Below are 14,363 nucleotides of genomic sequence, written 5' to 3'. Positions count from 1 at the left end.
TTGGCCGTCAGGTGCCCCGGAGGGTCCGTGACACGGTCCTCTCATCCGTTTTATTGACAATCGTTTCCACCTTTGTTGAAAATGGATGTCATGAACGTACGCCGGAACCGCCCCGCCTCCCGAATAACCATCGCCGCGGCCGCCGCCGGGGCCACCGCCCTCGGCCTCGTCACGCTCACCGCCTGCGGCACCGGCACGGCGGACGCGGGCGGGGACGGCACGGTGGACGTCGTCGCCTCCTTCTACCCGCTGGAGTTCGTCGCCGAGGAGGTCGGCGGGGAGCACGTCTCCGTCACCACCCTGACGAAGCCCGGGGTGGAGCCGCACGACCTGGAGATCAAGCCCCGCCAGACGGCCGAGCTGAGCGAGGCCGACGTGGCCTTCTACCTCAAGGGGCTCCAGCCCGCCGTGGACGCCGCCGTGGCCCAGTCCGGCGTGAAGAAGGCCGTGGACGCCGCGGAACTCGGCGCCGGAGAGCACGGCGAGGAGCACACCGGGGAACAGCCGGACGAACACGGCGAGGAGCACGGCGGCGAGCACACCGGCGAACACTCCGGGGAGCCCGAGTCCGGCGGCGACGGCCACGACCACTCCGGCGGCGCGTCCGACCCGCACCTCTGGCTCGACCCCACCCAGTACGCCGAGGTCGCCGAGGGCTTCGCCAAGACCCTCGCCGAGGCCGACCCCGACCACGCCGCCGCGTACGAGAAGAACGCCGAGGCCCTGGTGAAGAAGCTCGAGGCGCTCGACAAGGACTTCGCGGACGGCCTGCGCAACCGCACCACCGACACCTTCATCACCACCCACGCCGCCTTCGGCCACCTCGCCTCCCGGTACGGCCTGGAGCAGGAGGCGATCGGCGGCCTGGATCCCGAGGCCGAGCCGAGCCCCGCCCGGATGCGGGAACTGCACACCATCGCGGAGCGTGAGAAGGTGACCACCGTCTTCTTCGAGACGCTGGTCAGCGACGCCACCGCGAAGACCCTGGCTGCGGACACCGGCCTGAAGACGGACGTGCTCGACCCCCTCGAGGGAATCACCGACCGGTCCGCGGGCGATGACTACTTCGAGGTCATGCGCGCCAACCTGGACGCGCTGCGGAAGGCCCTCGGCTCCGGGTGACCCCACCGCCCGGCACCGGCCCCGCCCGCACCCCGCACGCCCCTCCACCCCACCCGCCCCACGACCGTCACCGAAAGGCCCGGACCATGGCCGTACCGCCCGTTGTCTCCCTGCGCGGGGCCACCGCCCGGCTCGGCGCGCGCACCGTGCTGCGCGGGATCGACCTGACCGTCGGCCGGGGCGAGGTCGTCGCCCTGCTCGGCGCCAACGGCTCGGGCAAGTCCACCGCCGTACGGGCCGTCGTCGGCCAGGTGGAGCTGGAGGAGGGCTCCCTGGAGCTGTTCGGCACCCCGCTGCGCCGCTTCCGGGACTGGGCCCGCATCGGCTACGTGCCGCAGCGGACCACCGCCGCGAGCGGCGTGCCCGCGACGGTGCGCGAGGTCGTGGCTTCCGGCCGGCTGGCCCGGACGGGGCTGCGACCGCGGCGGAGGGCCGACCGGGCCGCCGTCGACCGGGCGCTGGAGCTGGTCGGCATGGACCACCGAGCCGGGGACTCCGTCAACGCGCTCTCCGGCGGCCAGCACCAGCGGGTGCTGATCGCTCGCGCGCTGGCCTCCGAACCCGAACTGCTGATCATGGACGAGCCGATGGCGGGCGTCGACCTCGCCGGGCAGGAGGTCCTCGCGGACATCCTGCGCGCCCAGGTCGCCGCCGGCGCCACCGTCCTCCTCGTCCTGCACGAACTGGGCCCGCTGGAGCCGCTGATCGACCGCGCGGCCGTCCTCCGCGACGGCTGCGTGGTGTACGACGGGCCGCCGCCCGAGGCCGTGGGCCAGCACGCGCTGCCCGGCCACGACCATGTCCATCCGCACGCCGGCCCGGCGGCGGAACCGATCCGGACGGGGCTGCTGACCTGATGGAGATCCTGAACTACGCCTTCATGCAGCGGGCCCTGCTCGCCGCCGTGCTCGTCGGCGTCACCGCGCCGGCCATCGGCATCTACCTCGTCCAGCGCCGCCAGGCGATCATGGGGGACGGCATCGGCCATGTCGCCATGACCGGTGTCGCCCTCGGCTTCCTGCTGAACACCAGCCCGGTGTGGATGGCGACCCTGGTCGCGGTGGCCGGCTCGGTCGGCATGGAACTGATCCGCTCCCGCGGCCGCACCAGCGGAGACGTCGCGCTCGCTCTGCTCTTCTACGGCGGCATGGCCGGCGGTGTCATGATCATCAACCTGGCGCCGGGCGGCTCCACCGCCAATCTCTCCACCTATCTCTTCGGCTCGATCACCACGGTCGCCCCCGAGGACGTGGTGGCGATCTGCCTGCTCGCCGCCTTCGTGATCGCGATCACCCTCGGACTGCGCCGGCAGCTCTTCGCCGTCTGCCAGGACGAGGAGTTCGCGCGGGTCACCGGGCTGCCGGTGCGGCTGCTGAACCTGCTGCTCGCGGTCACGGCCGCGCTGACCGTCACCGTCGCCATGCGCATCGTCGGGCTGCTGCTGGTCAGCGCGATGATGGTGATCCCGGTCGCCGCCGCCCAGCGGGTCACCCGCGGCTTCGCGGCGACCCTGGCCATCGCGATGGGGATCGGCGTCACCGTCTCGCTGACCGGTACGGTGACCACGTACTACGTGGACGCGCCCTCGGGCGCCGCGATCGTCCTGCTGGCCATCGCCGTCTTCCTGGCCTTCGCGGCCGTGACCGCGCCCCTGGCCCGCAGGCGGGCCCGCCGGGCCGCGGCGGACGAGGAGGGCACCTGCGCACGGGAGACGGCCGGGGGGCGCACGGCGGCCGACGACGTGAAGGTCTGAGGCCCCGGAAGGGACCGGCGAGGGCGCCCGTACGGACTGGCACAATGGCCAGTCGGATGTGCGGGCCGGCGAGGAGGAGGCAACGGTGGCCACAGCGGGGAGCGGCGGAACGAGCACGGCGCCGGTGCGCGGCCGGTCGACGCGGCAGCGCGCGGCCGTGGCCGCGGCCCTGGACGAGGTGGACGAGTTCCGCAGCGCCCAGGAGCTGCACGACGTCCTCAAGCACCGGGGCGACTCCGTCGGCCTGACGACCGTCTACCGCACCCTGCAGTCGCTCGCCGACGCGGGCGAGGTGGACGTCCTGCGCACCGACGAGGGCGAGGCCGTCTACCGCCGGTGCAGCACCGACGACCATCACCACCACCTGGTCTGCCGGGGCTGCGGCAAGGCGGTCGAGGTGGAGGGCCCGGCGGTGGAGACCTGGGCCGACCAGATCGCGGCCGAGCACGGCTTCGTCGACGTCGCCCACACCATCGAGATCTTCGGCACCTGCGGCGACTGCGCGGCGAAGGCCGCGGCGGGCGGCGGCAAGCGCTGACGGCACCCGCGGGCGGGCGGAACGGACGGAGAGCGGCCCCGGCCGGGGAAGACCCGGCCGGGGCCGCTCCGTGCCCGGGGAGAGCGTCAGGCGGACGCCCCGGCCACCCCCTCGCCCGGCTGCGCCAGGTTCGGCTCCGCACCGCCGAAACGGCGGTCGCGCCGGGCGAACTCCAGGCAGGCCCGCCACAGGTCGCGGCGGTCGAAGTCCGGCCACAGCACGTCCTGGAAGACCATCTCGGCGTAGGCGCTCTGCCATATCAGGTAGTTGGAGGTGCGCTGCTCCCCCGACGGCCGGACGAAGAGATCCACGTCCGGCATGTCCGGGTAGTACAGGTACTGCTGGACCGTCTTCTCGGTGACCTTGGACGGATCGAGCTTCCCGGCCCGCACATCGGCCGCGATGGCCGCCGCTGCGTCGGCGATCTCGGCGCGGCCGCCGTAGTTGACGCAGAAGTAGAGCGTCATGGCGTCGTTGTCCTTGGTCTGCTCCTGCGCTATCTGCAGCTCCTGCACCACGGACTTCCACAGCTTCGGCATCCGCCCCACCCAGCGGATGCGGATGCCCAGGGCGTCCATCTCGTCCCGGCGGCGGCGGATCACGTCCCGGTTGAAGTTCATCAGGAAGCGCACCTCCTCGGGCGAGCGCTTCCAGTTCTCCGTGGAGAACGCGTACAGGGAGAGGTTCTTGACGCCCATCTCCAGGCAGCCCTTGAGCACGTCCAGGACGACGCCCTCACCGACCTTGTGCCCCTCGGTGCGCGGCAGTCCGCGCTCCTTCGCCCAGCGCCCGTTGCCGTCCATGACGACCGCCACGTGCTTCGGGATCAGCTCGCCGGGGATCTCGGGCGGGCGCGCACCACTGGGGTGAGGCTCCGGCTGCTGGTACTCGCGGCGGGTACGGCCCAGAATCCCGCGTCGTGCCATGCGGTCCACGTCTCCTATTTCTCCACATACCTGAGGGAACGCAGTCCGCGCTCCAGGTGCCAGTGCAGATAGGCTGCCACGAGCCCGCTGCCCTCCCTGACGTACCGCGCCTCGCACGCGTCCGCCGTCTCCCAGTCGCCCGTCAGCAGCGCTCCGAGCAGGGCCAGCGCCTCCCCCGAGGGCACGACGCTCCCCGGCACCCGGCAGTCCCCGCACACCACGCCGCCCGCCGACACCGAGAAGAAACGGTTCGGGCCCGGCAGCCCGCACCGGGCGCAGGCGGCGAAGCTGGGCGCGTAGCCGTTGACGGCCAGCGAGCGGAGCAGAAAGGCGTCGAGCACCAGCCGCGGCTCGTGCTCACCGCCCGCGAGCGTCCGCAGCGCCCCGACCAGCAGCAGATACTGCTGCACGGCCGGCTCCCCCTCGTGGTCGGTGAACCGCTCGGCGGTCTCCAGCATGGCCGTGCCCGCGGTGTAGCGGTCGTAGTCGGTGGCGATGGCACCGCCGTACGGAGCGATGGTCTCGCTCTGGGTGCACAGCGGCAGGCCGCGGCCGACGAGTTCGCCGCCCCGCGAGAAGAACTGCACGTCCACATGGGAGAAGGGCTCCAGCCGGGCCCCGAACTTCGACTTGGTGCGCCGCACCCCGCGCGCCACCGCCCGCACCCGGCCGTGGCCCCGGGTGAGCAGGGTGATGATCCGGTCCGCCTCACCCAGCTTCTGGGTGCGCAGCACGATGCCGTCGTCGCGGAACAGAGTCATGCGGGCCATTGTCCCGCACGGAGAGCACCGCCGGGCGCGGGGGCGGGAGACGGCCCGCGCGGCTCCGGGACGAGACTCAGGAGGGCGTGCGGGCCGCGGCGGCGAGAAGCCGCTCGGTCTCCTCGCGGCGGATGGTGAGGGCCGCGCCGACGGCGGAGAGCGCCTCCTGCTCGGCGGGGCGGTACGGCCCGTCCGCGAGGGCGATCCGGGCGCCCTGGAGCAGGATGCTCTCCCGGCCGGCCGGGGCGAGATGCGGGGCCAGCGGGCCCAGGGCCTCGTGGAGCTCTATGGTCAGCGCCGTGCCGCTGCGGTCGCCGAAGTCCTCGGCCCAGCCGGGGAGCCGGCCGGCGTCGGCGGCCAGCGCCTCGACGAGGGTGAGGAGCTGCCCCTCGGTGCAGTCGGTGAACCCCGCGGCGCGCACCACGGAGACGGCCGCCTCACGGGTGGGCCGGGCCTCGGTGCCGCCCGCGGCGAGGACCGCGAGCGCGACGGTGTGCACGGCGTCGCGGAGCATCGCCGAGAAGCGGACGGTGGTGGGATGGTCCAGGGTCTCCGTGCCGAAGTGACCCCGGCAGGAGGAGCATTCGACGACCGGGCCCGCCGTGCCACGGGGCAGGACCGGGACGCCGAGGAAGGTGAACCGGCGGCGCCCGGTGCGGCGCCGGTAGTTGCGGTCGCCGCCGCAGTCGGGGCAGAAGAACTCGCCGTCGCCGACCGTGTGCCAGCTGGCGCACACTCCCCACACGCGCATCTCGCGCACCTCCGGCGGCTCATCCCGAAACATCGGGGCACCGCGCGCCGCCGGATTGTCATCGCGCGGCAACGGTGCCGTATGGACGTGATGTTAACCACAGCGGACGGGTGGCGTCAGCACCCCGGACGGAGGAGGCGGGGGTCCGGCGGCGGCCGACGGTGGCCGGGAACGGCCGTTCGGGTCCCGTGCGAGCGCTCCGACCTGCGGCGCGGCGCTCGCGGCGTGCCCGGTCCCGGCCGGACCGGGACGTCCGGTTCCGGCAGAAAACCCACCGGGGAGGAGAGGCCGGAGACGGGGAACAGCCGTGCCGCCGCCCCGGGTCCGGAGCGGCGGCACGGGCGCGCCTCGCGCGGCGCGGGAGAGGTCAGGCGGCGCGGGCCGAACGGTTGACCGCGGAGACCACGGCCTTCAGGGAGGCGCGGACCGTGTTCGGGTCCATGCCGACGCCCCACAGGACCTTGCCGTCCACGGCGCACTCGACGTAGGCGGCGGCCCGGGCGCCGGCGCCCTCGCTCAGGGCGTGCTCGGCGTAGTCCAGGACCCGTACGTCCACCCCGATCGAGCCCAGGGCGTTGATGAAGGCGGCGATGGGGCCGTTTCCGCTGCCGGTCAGCACGGTGTCCTGCCCGTCGACGACCGCCTCGACGGTGAGCGCGTCGCCGCCCTCGCCGGTGGTCGAGGTCTGGGTGGAGCGCAGCGCGATCCGGCCCCAGGGGGCGTCGGTGGTGGGCAGGTACTCGTCCTGGAAGACGGACCAGATCTGGGCCGGGGTGACCTCGCCGCCCTCGCTGTCGGTCTTCATCTGGATGATCTTCGAGAACTCGATCTGCATCCGGCGCGGCAGGTCCAGCTTGTGGTCGTTCTTGAGGACGTAGGCCACACCGCCCTTGCCGGACTGCGAGTTGACCCGGATGACGGCCTCGTAGGAGCGGCCGACGTCCTTGGGGTCGATGGGCAGGTACGGCACGGCCCACTCGATGTCGTCCACCGTCTTCCCGGCCTCGGCCGCCCGGGCCTCCATGTCCTCGAAGCCCTTCTTGATGGCGTCCTGGTGGGAGCCGGAGAAGGAGGTGTAGACCAGGTCGCCCGCGTAGGGGTGGCGCGGGTGGACCTCCATCTGGTTGCAGTACTCGGCGGTGCGGCGGATCTCGTCGATCCGGGAGAAGTCGATCATCGGGTCGATGCCCTGGGAGAACAGGTTCATCCCCAGGGTGACCAGGTCGACGTTGCCGGTGCGCTCGCCCTGCCCGAACAGGCAGCCCTCGACCCGGTCGGCGCCGGCCATGACGGCCAACTCGGCGGCGGCGACGGCGGTGCCGCGGTCGTTGTGCGGGTGCGCGGACAGGCAGACGAACTCGCGGCGGGAGAGGTTCCGCGACATCCACTCGAAGCGGTCGGCGTGGGTGCTGGGCGTCGAACGCTCCACGGTGGCGGGCAGATTGAGGATGATCTCGCGGCCGTCCTCGGGCTGCCAGACGTCCATGACGCTCTCGCAGACCTCCAGGGCGAAGTCCAGCTCGGTGTCGGTGAAGATCTCCGGGCTGTACTGGTAGCCGAAGAGGGTCTCCGCGTCCAGCAGCTTCTCGGCGTACTCCATGACCAGCCGGGTGCCGTCGACGGCGATCTGCTTGACCTGCTCGCGGCTGCCACGGAAGACGACGCGGCGGAAGACCGGGGCGGTGGCGTTGTACAGATGGACGGTCGCGCGGGGGGCGCCGCGCAGCGACTCGACCGTGCGCTCGATCAGTTCCTCGCGGGCCTGGGTCAGGACGGAGATCGTCACGTCCTCGGGGATCGCGCCCTCTTCGATGATCGACCGTACGAAGTCGAAATCGGTCTGGCCGGAGGAGGGGAAGCCGACCTCGATCTCCTTGTAGCCCATGGAGACCAGCAGGTCGAACATGGCCCGCTTGCGGGCCGGCGACATCGGGTCGATCAGCGCCTGGTTACCGTCCCGCAGATCCGTGGACAGCCAGCGGGGAGCCCGGGTGATCCGGTTCCCGGGCCAGGTGCGGTCGGGGATCGCCACGGCCTCGTAGGGGCCGTACTTGTGGACCGGCATCCCGGAGGGCCGCTGGGAGACGGTGGCGGCGGTGACGGGGGTGGTACGGCCGACGGGGCGGTGACCGGTGACGTGCTGGGAGGAAGACATCTGCGCGGGGCTCCTGCCGAAGAGTTCTCGACGGCCGACGGTGGCATCACCGAACTCCGCGGGGAGGGGGTCGGCCTCGACTACAGGCCCTCGCCGCGGCGGCTAAGGAGAAGCAGCCCGAAACGCATGGTGCACAGCAGCTTAGCCGAGCCAAGCCGTGACGTGGGGGGTGAGTCCAGTATGCGGGACGGGCGGGAGGTCACGGGATAGATCGTGACGCATCCCTCATTCCGGGCGCTTCCGGACTTCCGGACGCCGGGGCGGGGTGCGCGTCTCCCGGCGCCCCGCCGCCCCCGCCCCCCCGCCCCCGGTGCGCCTCGCGCCCGCCGCGGGCCGGGCCGTCAGAAGCCCAGCTTGCGCAACTGCCGGGGGTCCCGCTGCCAGTCCTTGGCGACCTTCACATGGAGGTCCAGAAAGACCGGGGTGCCGAGGAGCGCCTCGATGTGCTTGCGGGACTTCATGCCGACGTCCTTCAGCCGGGCGCCCTTGGGCCCGATCACGATGCCCTTCTGGCTGGGCCGCTCGATGTAGAGGTTGGCGTGGATGTCCAGCAGCGGCTTGCTCTCGGGGCGTCCCTCGCGGGGGATCATCTCCTCCACGACGACGGCGATCGAGTGCGGCAGTTCGTCCCGTACGCCCTCCAGCGCGGCCTCGCGGATCAGCTCCGCGACCATGACCTGCTCCGGCTCGTCGGTGAGGTCGCCCTCCGGGTAGAGCGGCGGGCCCTCCGGCAGCAGCGGCACCAGCAGATCGGCCAGCAGGGACACCTGCTGCCCGGCGACGGCCGACACCGGGACGATCTCCGCCCAGTCCAGTCCCAGCTCCTGCCCGAGCCGGTCCACCGCGATCAGCTGCTCGGCGAGCTGCTTCGAATCCACCAGATCGGTCTTGGTGACGACGGCGACCTTCGGCGTCTTCCCGGCCTTGGCCAGTTCCCCGGCGATGAAGCGGTCCCCCGGGCCCAGCTTCTGGTCGGCGGGCAGGCAGAAGCCGATGACGTCGACCTCGGCCCAGGTGGTCCGCACGACGTCGTTGAGCCGCTCGCCGAGCAGGGTGCGCGGCTTGTGCAGCCCCGGGGTGTCGACCAGCACGAGCTGGGCGTCGGGCCGGTGCACGATGCCGCGGACGGTGTGGCGGGTGGTCTGCGGCCGGCTGGAGGTGATCGCCACCTTCGTCCCCACCAGCGCGTTGGTCAGGGTCGACTTGCCCGCGTTGGGGCGGCCGACGAAGCAGGCGAAGCCCGAACGGTGCGGGGCGGCCCGCGGCCGGGGCTGGGACGGGGAACGATCGCTCATGGCGGCCATTCTCCCCGATCGGCGCACCGCCCCCGACCACCGGACCGGGCGGGCTCGGGGCGAGCGCCGCACGGTCGCGGCCGGGCCCCGGTCCGCCCGGCCCGGCCCGCGTGCCGTGCCGCTCAGCCGGCGCTGACGGTCGTCCGGAGGGTGCCGTCCGGGCCGGCGAGCAGGACGGGGGTGTCCGGGCCGCCGAGGTCGCGCACGGCCGCGCGGTCCTCCTCCGCCACGGACTCGGCGGACGACACCACGACGGCCGCCTCCAGTGACCGGGCGCCGCTGGCCACGGCCATGGCGACGGCCGTGCGCACGGCGCTGAGCTCCAGCGACGCCAGGGCGACGGTCCCGGCGACGTAGGTCCTGCCCGTCTCGTCGCGCACGGCGGCGCCCTCCGGCACGCCGTTGCGGGCCCGGGTGGAGCGGGCCAGGGTGACGAGCTTGGCGTCTTCGGCGTCGAGGGCGGGGGCGCTGTCCGTGGTGTCCGTCATGGCTACGAGGATAAGGACCGCCCGGGCGCGCGGCGGCCACCGGGTGGTCCGGGCCGCGGGGGCCCGACGGGAACGGCCGGGCAGACTCTACGCCCGCTCGGCCCGCCGTCCGCCGTGGCCGTCCCCGGTGGATCCGTTCCGCTCCACGGGGACCGGCTCGACCAGCACCGTGACGATGCGGTTGCGGCGGCCGGCCGGCGACTCGGCGGTGAGCCGCAGGGCCGGCGGCTCCGGGTCGGTGACGTAGTCGGCGAGGTCCACCACGGCGGTCGCGCCCGCGATCGGCACCCGGCCCAGCAGCTTGGCGAGCAGCCCGCCGACCGTCTCCACGTCCTCGTCGTCCAGGTCGAGCTCGTAGAGGTCCCCCAGGTCGCCGATGTCGAGGCGGGCGGTGACGCGGTAGCGGCCCCCGCCCAGCTCCTCGACCGGCGGCAGCTCCCGGTCGTACTCGTCGGTGATCTCGCCGACGATCTCTTCCAGGATGTCCTCGATGGTGACGATGCCGGCGGTGCCGCCGTACTCGTCGACGACGACCGCGACGTGGTTGCGCCGCTGCTGCATCTCGCGCAGCAGGTCCCCGGCGTTCTTGGTGTCGGGGACGAAGGCGGCCGGGCGCATGGCCGTGGAGACCAGGTCGTTCTCCGACTCCCGGTTGATGTGCGTCTTCCGGGCGAGGTCCTTGAGGTAGACGATGCCGACCACGTCGTCCTCGCTCTCCCCGACCACCGGGATCCGGGAGAAGCCGGAGCGCAGCGCGAGGGTGAGGGCCTGCCGGATGGTCTTGCCGCGTTCGATGACCACGAGGTCGGTGCGCGGCACCATCACCTCGCGGACGAGGGTGTCGCCCAGTTCGAAGACGGAGTGCACCATCTTCCGTTCCTCGGCCTCGATCAGCTGTTCCTGCTCGGCCAGGTCCACCATGGCCCGCAGTTCGGCCTCGGAGGCGAACGGGCCCTTGCGGAAACCCTTGCCCGGGGTGAGGGCGTTGCCGAGGAGGATCAGCAGCTGCGGGACCGGGCCCATGATCCGGGCCAGCGGCAGCAGGACGTACGCGGCGGCGGTGGCGGTGTTCAGCGGGTGCTGGCGGCCGATGGTGCGCGGGGAGACGCCCACGGCGACGTAGGAGACCAGGACCATCACGCCGGTGGCGATGGCCAGGGCCTCCCAGGTCTCCTCGAACTCCCGTACGGCGGCGAAGGTGACGAGCACCCCCGCCGCCATCTCGCAGGCCACCCGGACCAGCAGGGCCAGGTTGAGATAGCGGCTGGGGTCCTCGGCGACCGCCATGAGCTTGGCACTGCCGCGGCGGCCGGAGCGCACGGCCTCCTCGGCGCGGAACCGGGTCGTCCTGGCCAGTCCGGTCTCGGCGCAGGCGGCGAGCCAGGCCACCACGACCAGCAGGACGGCCGCGGCGATCAGTTGGCCGGTCACCGGGTGGTGGGCGCCGGCGAGGGGCCCTCGACGCCGCGCTCGGCGCGCCAGCCGTCGATGATCGCCTTCTGCAGGCCGAACATCTCGACCTTGTCCTCCGGCTCCTCGTGGTCGTAGCCGAGCAGGTGGAGGACGCCGTGGACGGTGAGGAGCTGGAGCTCCTCGTCCATCGAGTGCGCCGTCGGCGCATCCTCGCCCTGCCGCCGGGCGACCTCGGGGCAGAGCACGATGTCGCCGAGCAGCCCCTGCGGGGGGTCCTCGTCGTCCTTGGCCGGCGGGCGGAGCTCGTCCATCGGGAAGGACATGACGTCCGTGGGGCCCGGGAGGTCCATCCACTGGCGGTGGAGCTGCTCCATGGCGTCGCTGTCGACGACGATCACGGAGAGTTCGGCGAGCGGGTGGATGCGCATCCGGGCGAGGGCGTAGCGGGCGACATCCAGCAGCGCCTGCTCGTCCACTGCGGTACCGGACTCGTTGTTGACGTCGATCGACATGGTGCGGTGAGTCTACTTCCCGGGGTGGCCGTGGCCTCGGCCGTGCCCGCGGGCGCCGTCGTGGCCGTCTTCCCGGCTGTCGTAGCGGTCGTAGGCGTCGACGATCCGGCCCACCAGCTTGTGGCGGACGACGTCGGTGCTGGTCAGCCGGGCGAAGTGGACGTCCTCCACGTTGTGGAGGATCTCCTGCACCTGGCGCAGACCGCTCTTGGTTCCGCCGGGGAGGTCCACCTGGGTGACGTCACCGGTGATCACGATCTTGGAGTCGAAGCCGAGCCGGGTGAGGAACATCTTCATCTGCTCGGCGCTGGTGTTCTGCGCCTCGTCGAGGATGATGAAGGCGTCGTTGAGCGTCCGGCCGCGCATGTACGCCAGCGGGGCCACCTCGATCGTCCCGGCCGCCATCAGGCGGGGGATGGAATCGGGGTCGAGCATGTCGTGCAGCGCGTCGTAGAGCGGGCGGAGATACGGGTCGATCTTTTCGTAGAGCGTGCCGGGCAGGAAGCCGAGCCGCTCCCCCGCCTCGACCGCGGGCCGGGTCAGGATGATCCGGTTGACCTGCTTGGACTGCAGGGCCTGGACCGCCTTGGCCATGGCCAGGTACGTCTTGCCGGTGCCGGCCGGGCCGATGCCGAAGACGATGGTGTGCCGGTCGATGGCGTCGACGTAGCGCTTCTGGTTGAGCGTCTTCGGGCGGATGGTGCGGCCGCGGTTGGAGAGGATGTTCTGCGTGAGCACCTGGGCCGGGGTCTCGGCCTCCGCCTCGCCGTTCCCGGGGGCGCGGAGCATGGCGATCGAGCGCTCCACGGCGTCCTCCGTCATCGGCTGGCCGGTGCGCAGCACCAGCATCATCTCGTCGAACAGACGCTGGACCAGGGCGACTTCCGCCGGGTCACCGACCGCGCTGACCTCGTTGCCCCGGACGTGGATGTCGGTGCCGGGAAAGGATTTCTCGATCACGCGCAGCAGGGAGTCTCCGGAGCCCAGGACCGTCACCATCGGGTGGTTGGCCGGGACGGTGAAGCGGGCGCGCGCCTGCCCCTCGTCGGGGTTCTGTGCTGAAGGTGTCTGCGTCATGGGCCGGCTCTGGGGCCTGCTGATCCCGCCTTCTCTGTTCGGTACACCGCATCAGTGCCGTGCGGTTTCTCTCGTGGTCCAGGGTACGACGGGGGGCCGACAGGGCCCGAGTGGTTTTCCCGGGCCTGTCGGGGCCTGTCGCGGCCGGCGCGGGGCCACCGCGGAGGCGCGGCGCCGCGCCGGCGGCCCCGGGGGGTCAGTGGCGTTTCGGCACCGGGACCCGCATGAGGTCCCGCGCCACCGTCAGGGTGCCCTCGAAGCCCGCGGCGCGGGCCTGCCGCCCGAACTCCTCCGCATCGGTGTACCGCTGGGAGAAGTGGGTGAGCACCAGGTGCCGCACGCCCGCGGCGGTGGCCAGCCGGGCCGCCTGCCCGGCAGTGAGGTGGCCGTGTTCGGTCGCCAGCCGCTCGTCCTCGTCGAGGAAGGTGGACTCGGTGACGAGCATGTCACAGCCCTCGGCGAGCGCCTCCGCGCCCTCGCAGAGCCGGGTGTCCATCACGAACGCGAAGCGCTGTCCGCGCCGCACCTCGCTCACCTGCTCGACATGGACGGTGCCGTGCTCCCCGGTCTCCAGACTGCCCTCACGGATCAGCCGGCCGACGTCGGGGCCGGAGATGCCGTACGCGGCCAGCCGCTCGGGAAGCATGTGGCGCCCGTCCGGTTCGGTCAGCTTGTAGCCGAAGGCCTCGACGGGGTGGGAGAGCCGCCGGGTCTCCAGGGTGAACGGTTCGGTCTCGGCGATGACCCCGTCCCCGTGCACCGGGTGTTCGACCAGCTCCACGGCCTCGTAGTAGGAGGTGGCGTACCGGAGCCGCTCGAAGTAGCGGGCGCCACTGGCCGGGTAGTGCGCGGTGACGGGGTGGGGCACCCGGTCGAGGTTGATGCGCTGGATGACGCCGGCGAGGCCCAGCGAGTGGTCGCCGTGGAAGTGCGTGACGCAGATGCGGGTGATGTCGTGGACGGCCGCGCCCGCGTAGAGCATCTGGCGCTGGGTGCCCTCGCCGGGATCGAACAGAATGCCCTCGTCGTCCCAGCGCAGTATGCAGCCGTGGTGGTTGCGCTGCCGGGTGGGGACCTGGCTGGCGGTGCCGAGGACGATGAGCTCGCGGGTCAAGGGACTACCCGGGGGGCCAGTTGAGGCCGCGTCCGCCGAGGACGTGCGCGTGGACGTGGAAGACGGTCTGGCCCGCGCCGGCGCCGGTGTTGAGGACGACGCGGTAGCCGGATTCGTCCACGTGTTCGTCGGCGGCGACGGCGCCCGCCTCACGGAGAAGGTCCGCGGCGAGCTGCGGATCGGCCGCCGCGAGGGAGGCCGCGTCGGGGTGGTGCGCCCGGGGGATGACCAGGACGTGCGTCGGGGCCTGGGGGTTTATGTCGCGGAAGGCGACCGTGGTCTCGCTCTCACGGACCAGCGTGGCCGGCACCTCCCCCGCCACGATCTTGCAGAACAGACAGTCGGCCTGCGGCTCTCCCGCCATCAGCGGACCTCCTCGGCACGTTCGTTCGGTGGCTGACCGGTGGTCGACCGGTGGTGGCCGGTCGGCACACCGGCCGGTCTGGCCGCATGCTACC

15 protein-coding genes are annotated in these 14,363 nt (G+C 72.5%); 4 read left to right on the top strand and 11 right to left on the bottom strand.

The window, feature by feature from the left end; translation table 11 throughout:
• Nucleotides 1–90: 90 nt before the first annotated feature.
• From E4N63_RS22605 to E4N63_RS22590, 4 genes are all read left to right on the top strand, one after another.
• Nucleotides 91–1,122 (top strand): metal ABC transporter substrate-binding protein, encoded by a 1,032-nt coding sequence (locus E4N63_RS22605; RefSeq protein ID WP_125625594.1) that lies wholly within the window; start codon nucleotides 91–93, stop codon nucleotides 1,120–1,122.
• A gap of 86 nt (nucleotides 1,123–1,208) precedes the next feature.
• Nucleotides 1,209–1,979, top strand: a complete 771-nt coding sequence (locus tag E4N63_RS22600; RefSeq protein WP_039821314.1) for a metal ABC transporter ATP-binding protein — start codon at nucleotides 1,209–1,211, stop codon at nucleotides 1,977–1,979.
• A complete protein-coding gene (locus E4N63_RS22595; protein WP_230241563.1) occupies nucleotides 1,979–2,875 on the top strand; it encodes a metal ABC transporter permease in 897 nt (298 codons plus the stop codon). Before E4N63_RS22600 ends, E4N63_RS22595 begins: the two co-directional genes overlap by 1 nt.
• An 85-nt stretch (nucleotides 2,876–2,960) precedes the next feature.
• Entirely contained in the window at nucleotides 2,961–3,413 is a 453-nt protein-coding gene (locus tag E4N63_RS22590) for a Fur family transcriptional regulator (protein WP_125621786.1), read from the top strand.
• 86 nt (nucleotides 3,414–3,499) lie between these two features.
• Here E4N63_RS22590 and E4N63_RS22585 read toward each other — a convergent pair whose 3' ends face one another.
• The 11 genes from E4N63_RS22585 to E4N63_RS22535 all read right to left on the bottom strand — a co-directional run bounded on the left by E4N63_RS22585 (nucleotide 3,500) and on the right by E4N63_RS22535 (nucleotide 14,269).
• Nucleotides 3,500–4,339 carry an isoprenyl transferase gene (locus tag E4N63_RS22585; protein ID WP_125621788.1) on the bottom strand — a complete coding sequence of 280 codons (840 nt, stop codon included), beginning with the start codon at nucleotides 4,337–4,339 and terminating at the stop codon, nucleotides 3,500–3,502.
• A gap of 14 nt (nucleotides 4,340–4,353) precedes the next feature.
• Nucleotides 4,354–5,100 carry a DNA repair protein RecO gene (gene recO / locus E4N63_RS22580; protein WP_019712126.1) on the bottom strand — a complete coding sequence of 249 codons (747 nt, stop codon included), beginning with the start codon at nucleotides 5,098–5,100 and terminating at the stop codon, nucleotides 4,354–4,356.
• Between the two features lie 76 nt (nucleotides 5,101–5,176).
• Complete coding sequence (locus tag E4N63_RS22575; RefSeq protein ID WP_230241562.1) at nucleotides 5,177–5,851, bottom strand: TerB family tellurite resistance protein; 675 nt, start codon at nucleotides 5,849–5,851, stop codon at nucleotides 5,177–5,179.
• A gap of 367 nt (nucleotides 5,852–6,218) precedes the next feature.
• Nucleotides 6,219–8,006 carry a 2-isopropylmalate synthase gene (leuA, locus tag E4N63_RS22570; RefSeq protein WP_125621793.1) on the bottom strand — a complete coding sequence of 596 codons (1,788 nt, stop codon included), beginning with the start codon at nucleotides 8,004–8,006 and terminating at the stop codon, nucleotides 6,219–6,221.
• Nucleotides 8,007–8,347: 341 nt separating this feature from the next.
• Nucleotides 8,348–9,310, bottom strand: coding sequence for a GTPase Era (gene era / locus E4N63_RS22565; protein ID WP_185831064.1), 963 nt, complete (start codon nucleotides 9,308–9,310; stop codon nucleotides 8,348–8,350).
• Between the two features lie 113 nt (nucleotides 9,311–9,423).
• Nucleotides 9,424–9,789 carry a cytidine deaminase gene (locus E4N63_RS22560; RefSeq protein ID WP_125621796.1) on the bottom strand — a complete coding sequence of 122 codons (366 nt, stop codon included), beginning with the start codon at nucleotides 9,787–9,789 and terminating at the stop codon, nucleotides 9,424–9,426.
• 87 nt (nucleotides 9,790–9,876) lie between these two features.
• Nucleotides 9,877–11,220 carry a hemolysin family protein gene (locus E4N63_RS22555; protein ID WP_125621798.1) on the bottom strand — a complete coding sequence of 448 codons (1,344 nt, stop codon included), beginning with the start codon at nucleotides 11,218–11,220 and terminating at the stop codon, nucleotides 9,877–9,879.
• Nucleotides 11,217–11,714, bottom strand: a complete 498-nt coding sequence (gene ybeY, locus E4N63_RS22550) for an rRNA maturation RNase YbeY (protein WP_230241561.1) — start codon at nucleotides 11,712–11,714, stop codon at nucleotides 11,217–11,219. Before ybeY ends, E4N63_RS22555 begins: the two co-directional genes overlap by 4 nt.
• A gap of 12 nt (nucleotides 11,715–11,726) precedes the next feature.
• Nucleotides 11,727–12,791 carry a PhoH family protein gene (locus E4N63_RS22545; protein WP_125621802.1) on the bottom strand — a complete coding sequence of 355 codons (1,065 nt, stop codon included), beginning with the start codon at nucleotides 12,789–12,791 and terminating at the stop codon, nucleotides 11,727–11,729.
• 196 nt (nucleotides 12,792–12,987) lie between these two features.
• Nucleotides 12,988–13,905, bottom strand: a complete 918-nt coding sequence (locus E4N63_RS22540) for a ribonuclease Z (protein ID WP_230241560.1) — start codon at nucleotides 13,903–13,905, stop codon at nucleotides 12,988–12,990.
• Nucleotides 13,906–13,909: 4 nt separating this feature from the next.
• On the bottom strand, nucleotides 13,910–14,269 hold the full coding sequence (locus E4N63_RS22535; protein ID WP_125621806.1) for a histidine triad nucleotide-binding protein: 360 nt from the start codon (nucleotides 14,267–14,269) through the stop codon (nucleotides 13,910–13,912).
• Between the last annotated feature and the right edge of the window lie 94 nt (nucleotides 14,270–14,363).

Origin of the sequence: Streptomyces sp. MNU89, from assembly GCF_020982505.1 — a bacterium.
Classification (GTDB): Bacteria; Actinomycetota; Actinomycetes; order Streptomycetales; family Streptomycetaceae; genus Streptomyces; species Streptomyces xinghaiensis.
Note: the sequence above shows the minus strand (reverse complement) of the source record. Positions and strands in the feature narration are given on the sequence as shown.

Excerpts from the sequence above, each read along its gene's own strand:
- leuA (WP_125621793.1), bottom strand. The coding sequence starts at position 8,006 with ATGTCTTCCTCCCAGCACGTCACCGGTCACCGCCCCGTCGGCCGTACC.
- E4N63_RS22560 (WP_125621796.1), bottom strand. The coding sequence starts at position 9,789 with ATGACGGACACCACGGACAGCGCCCCCGCCCTCGACGCCGAAGACGCC.
- E4N63_RS22575 (WP_230241562.1), bottom strand. The coding sequence starts at position 5,851 with ATGCGCGTGTGGGGAGTGTGCGCCAGCTGGCACACGGTCGGCGACGGC.
- E4N63_RS22605 (WP_125625594.1), top strand. The coding sequence starts at position 91 with ATGAACGTACGCCGGAACCGCCCCGCCTCCCGAATAACCATCGCCGCG.
- E4N63_RS22600 (WP_039821314.1), top strand. The coding sequence starts at position 1,209 with ATGGCCGTACCGCCCGTTGTCTCCCTGCGCGGGGCCACCGCCCGGCTC.
- E4N63_RS22545 (WP_125621802.1), bottom strand. The coding sequence starts at position 12,791 with ATGACGCAGACACCTTCAGCACAGAACCCCGACGAGGGGCAGGCGCGC.
- E4N63_RS22585 (WP_125621788.1), bottom strand. The coding sequence starts at position 4,339 with ATGGCACGACGCGGGATTCTGGGCCGTACCCGCCGCGAGTACCAGCAG.
- recO (WP_019712126.1), bottom strand. The coding sequence starts at position 5,100 with ATGACTCTGTTCCGCGACGACGGCATCGTGCTGCGCACCCAGAAGCTG.
- E4N63_RS22535 (WP_125621806.1), bottom strand. The coding sequence starts at position 14,269 with ATGGCGGGAGAGCCGCAGGCCGACTGTCTGTTCTGCAAGATCGTGGCG.
- era (WP_185831064.1), bottom strand. The coding sequence starts at position 9,310 with ATGGCCGCCATGAGCGATCGTTCCCCGTCCCAGCCCCGGCCGCGGGCC.
- ybeY (WP_230241561.1), bottom strand. The coding sequence starts at position 11,714 with ATGTCGATCGACGTCAACAACGAGTCCGGTACCGCAGTGGACGAGCAG.
- E4N63_RS22595 (WP_230241563.1), top strand. The coding sequence starts at position 1,979 with ATGGAGATCCTGAACTACGCCTTCATGCAGCGGGCCCTGCTCGCCGCC.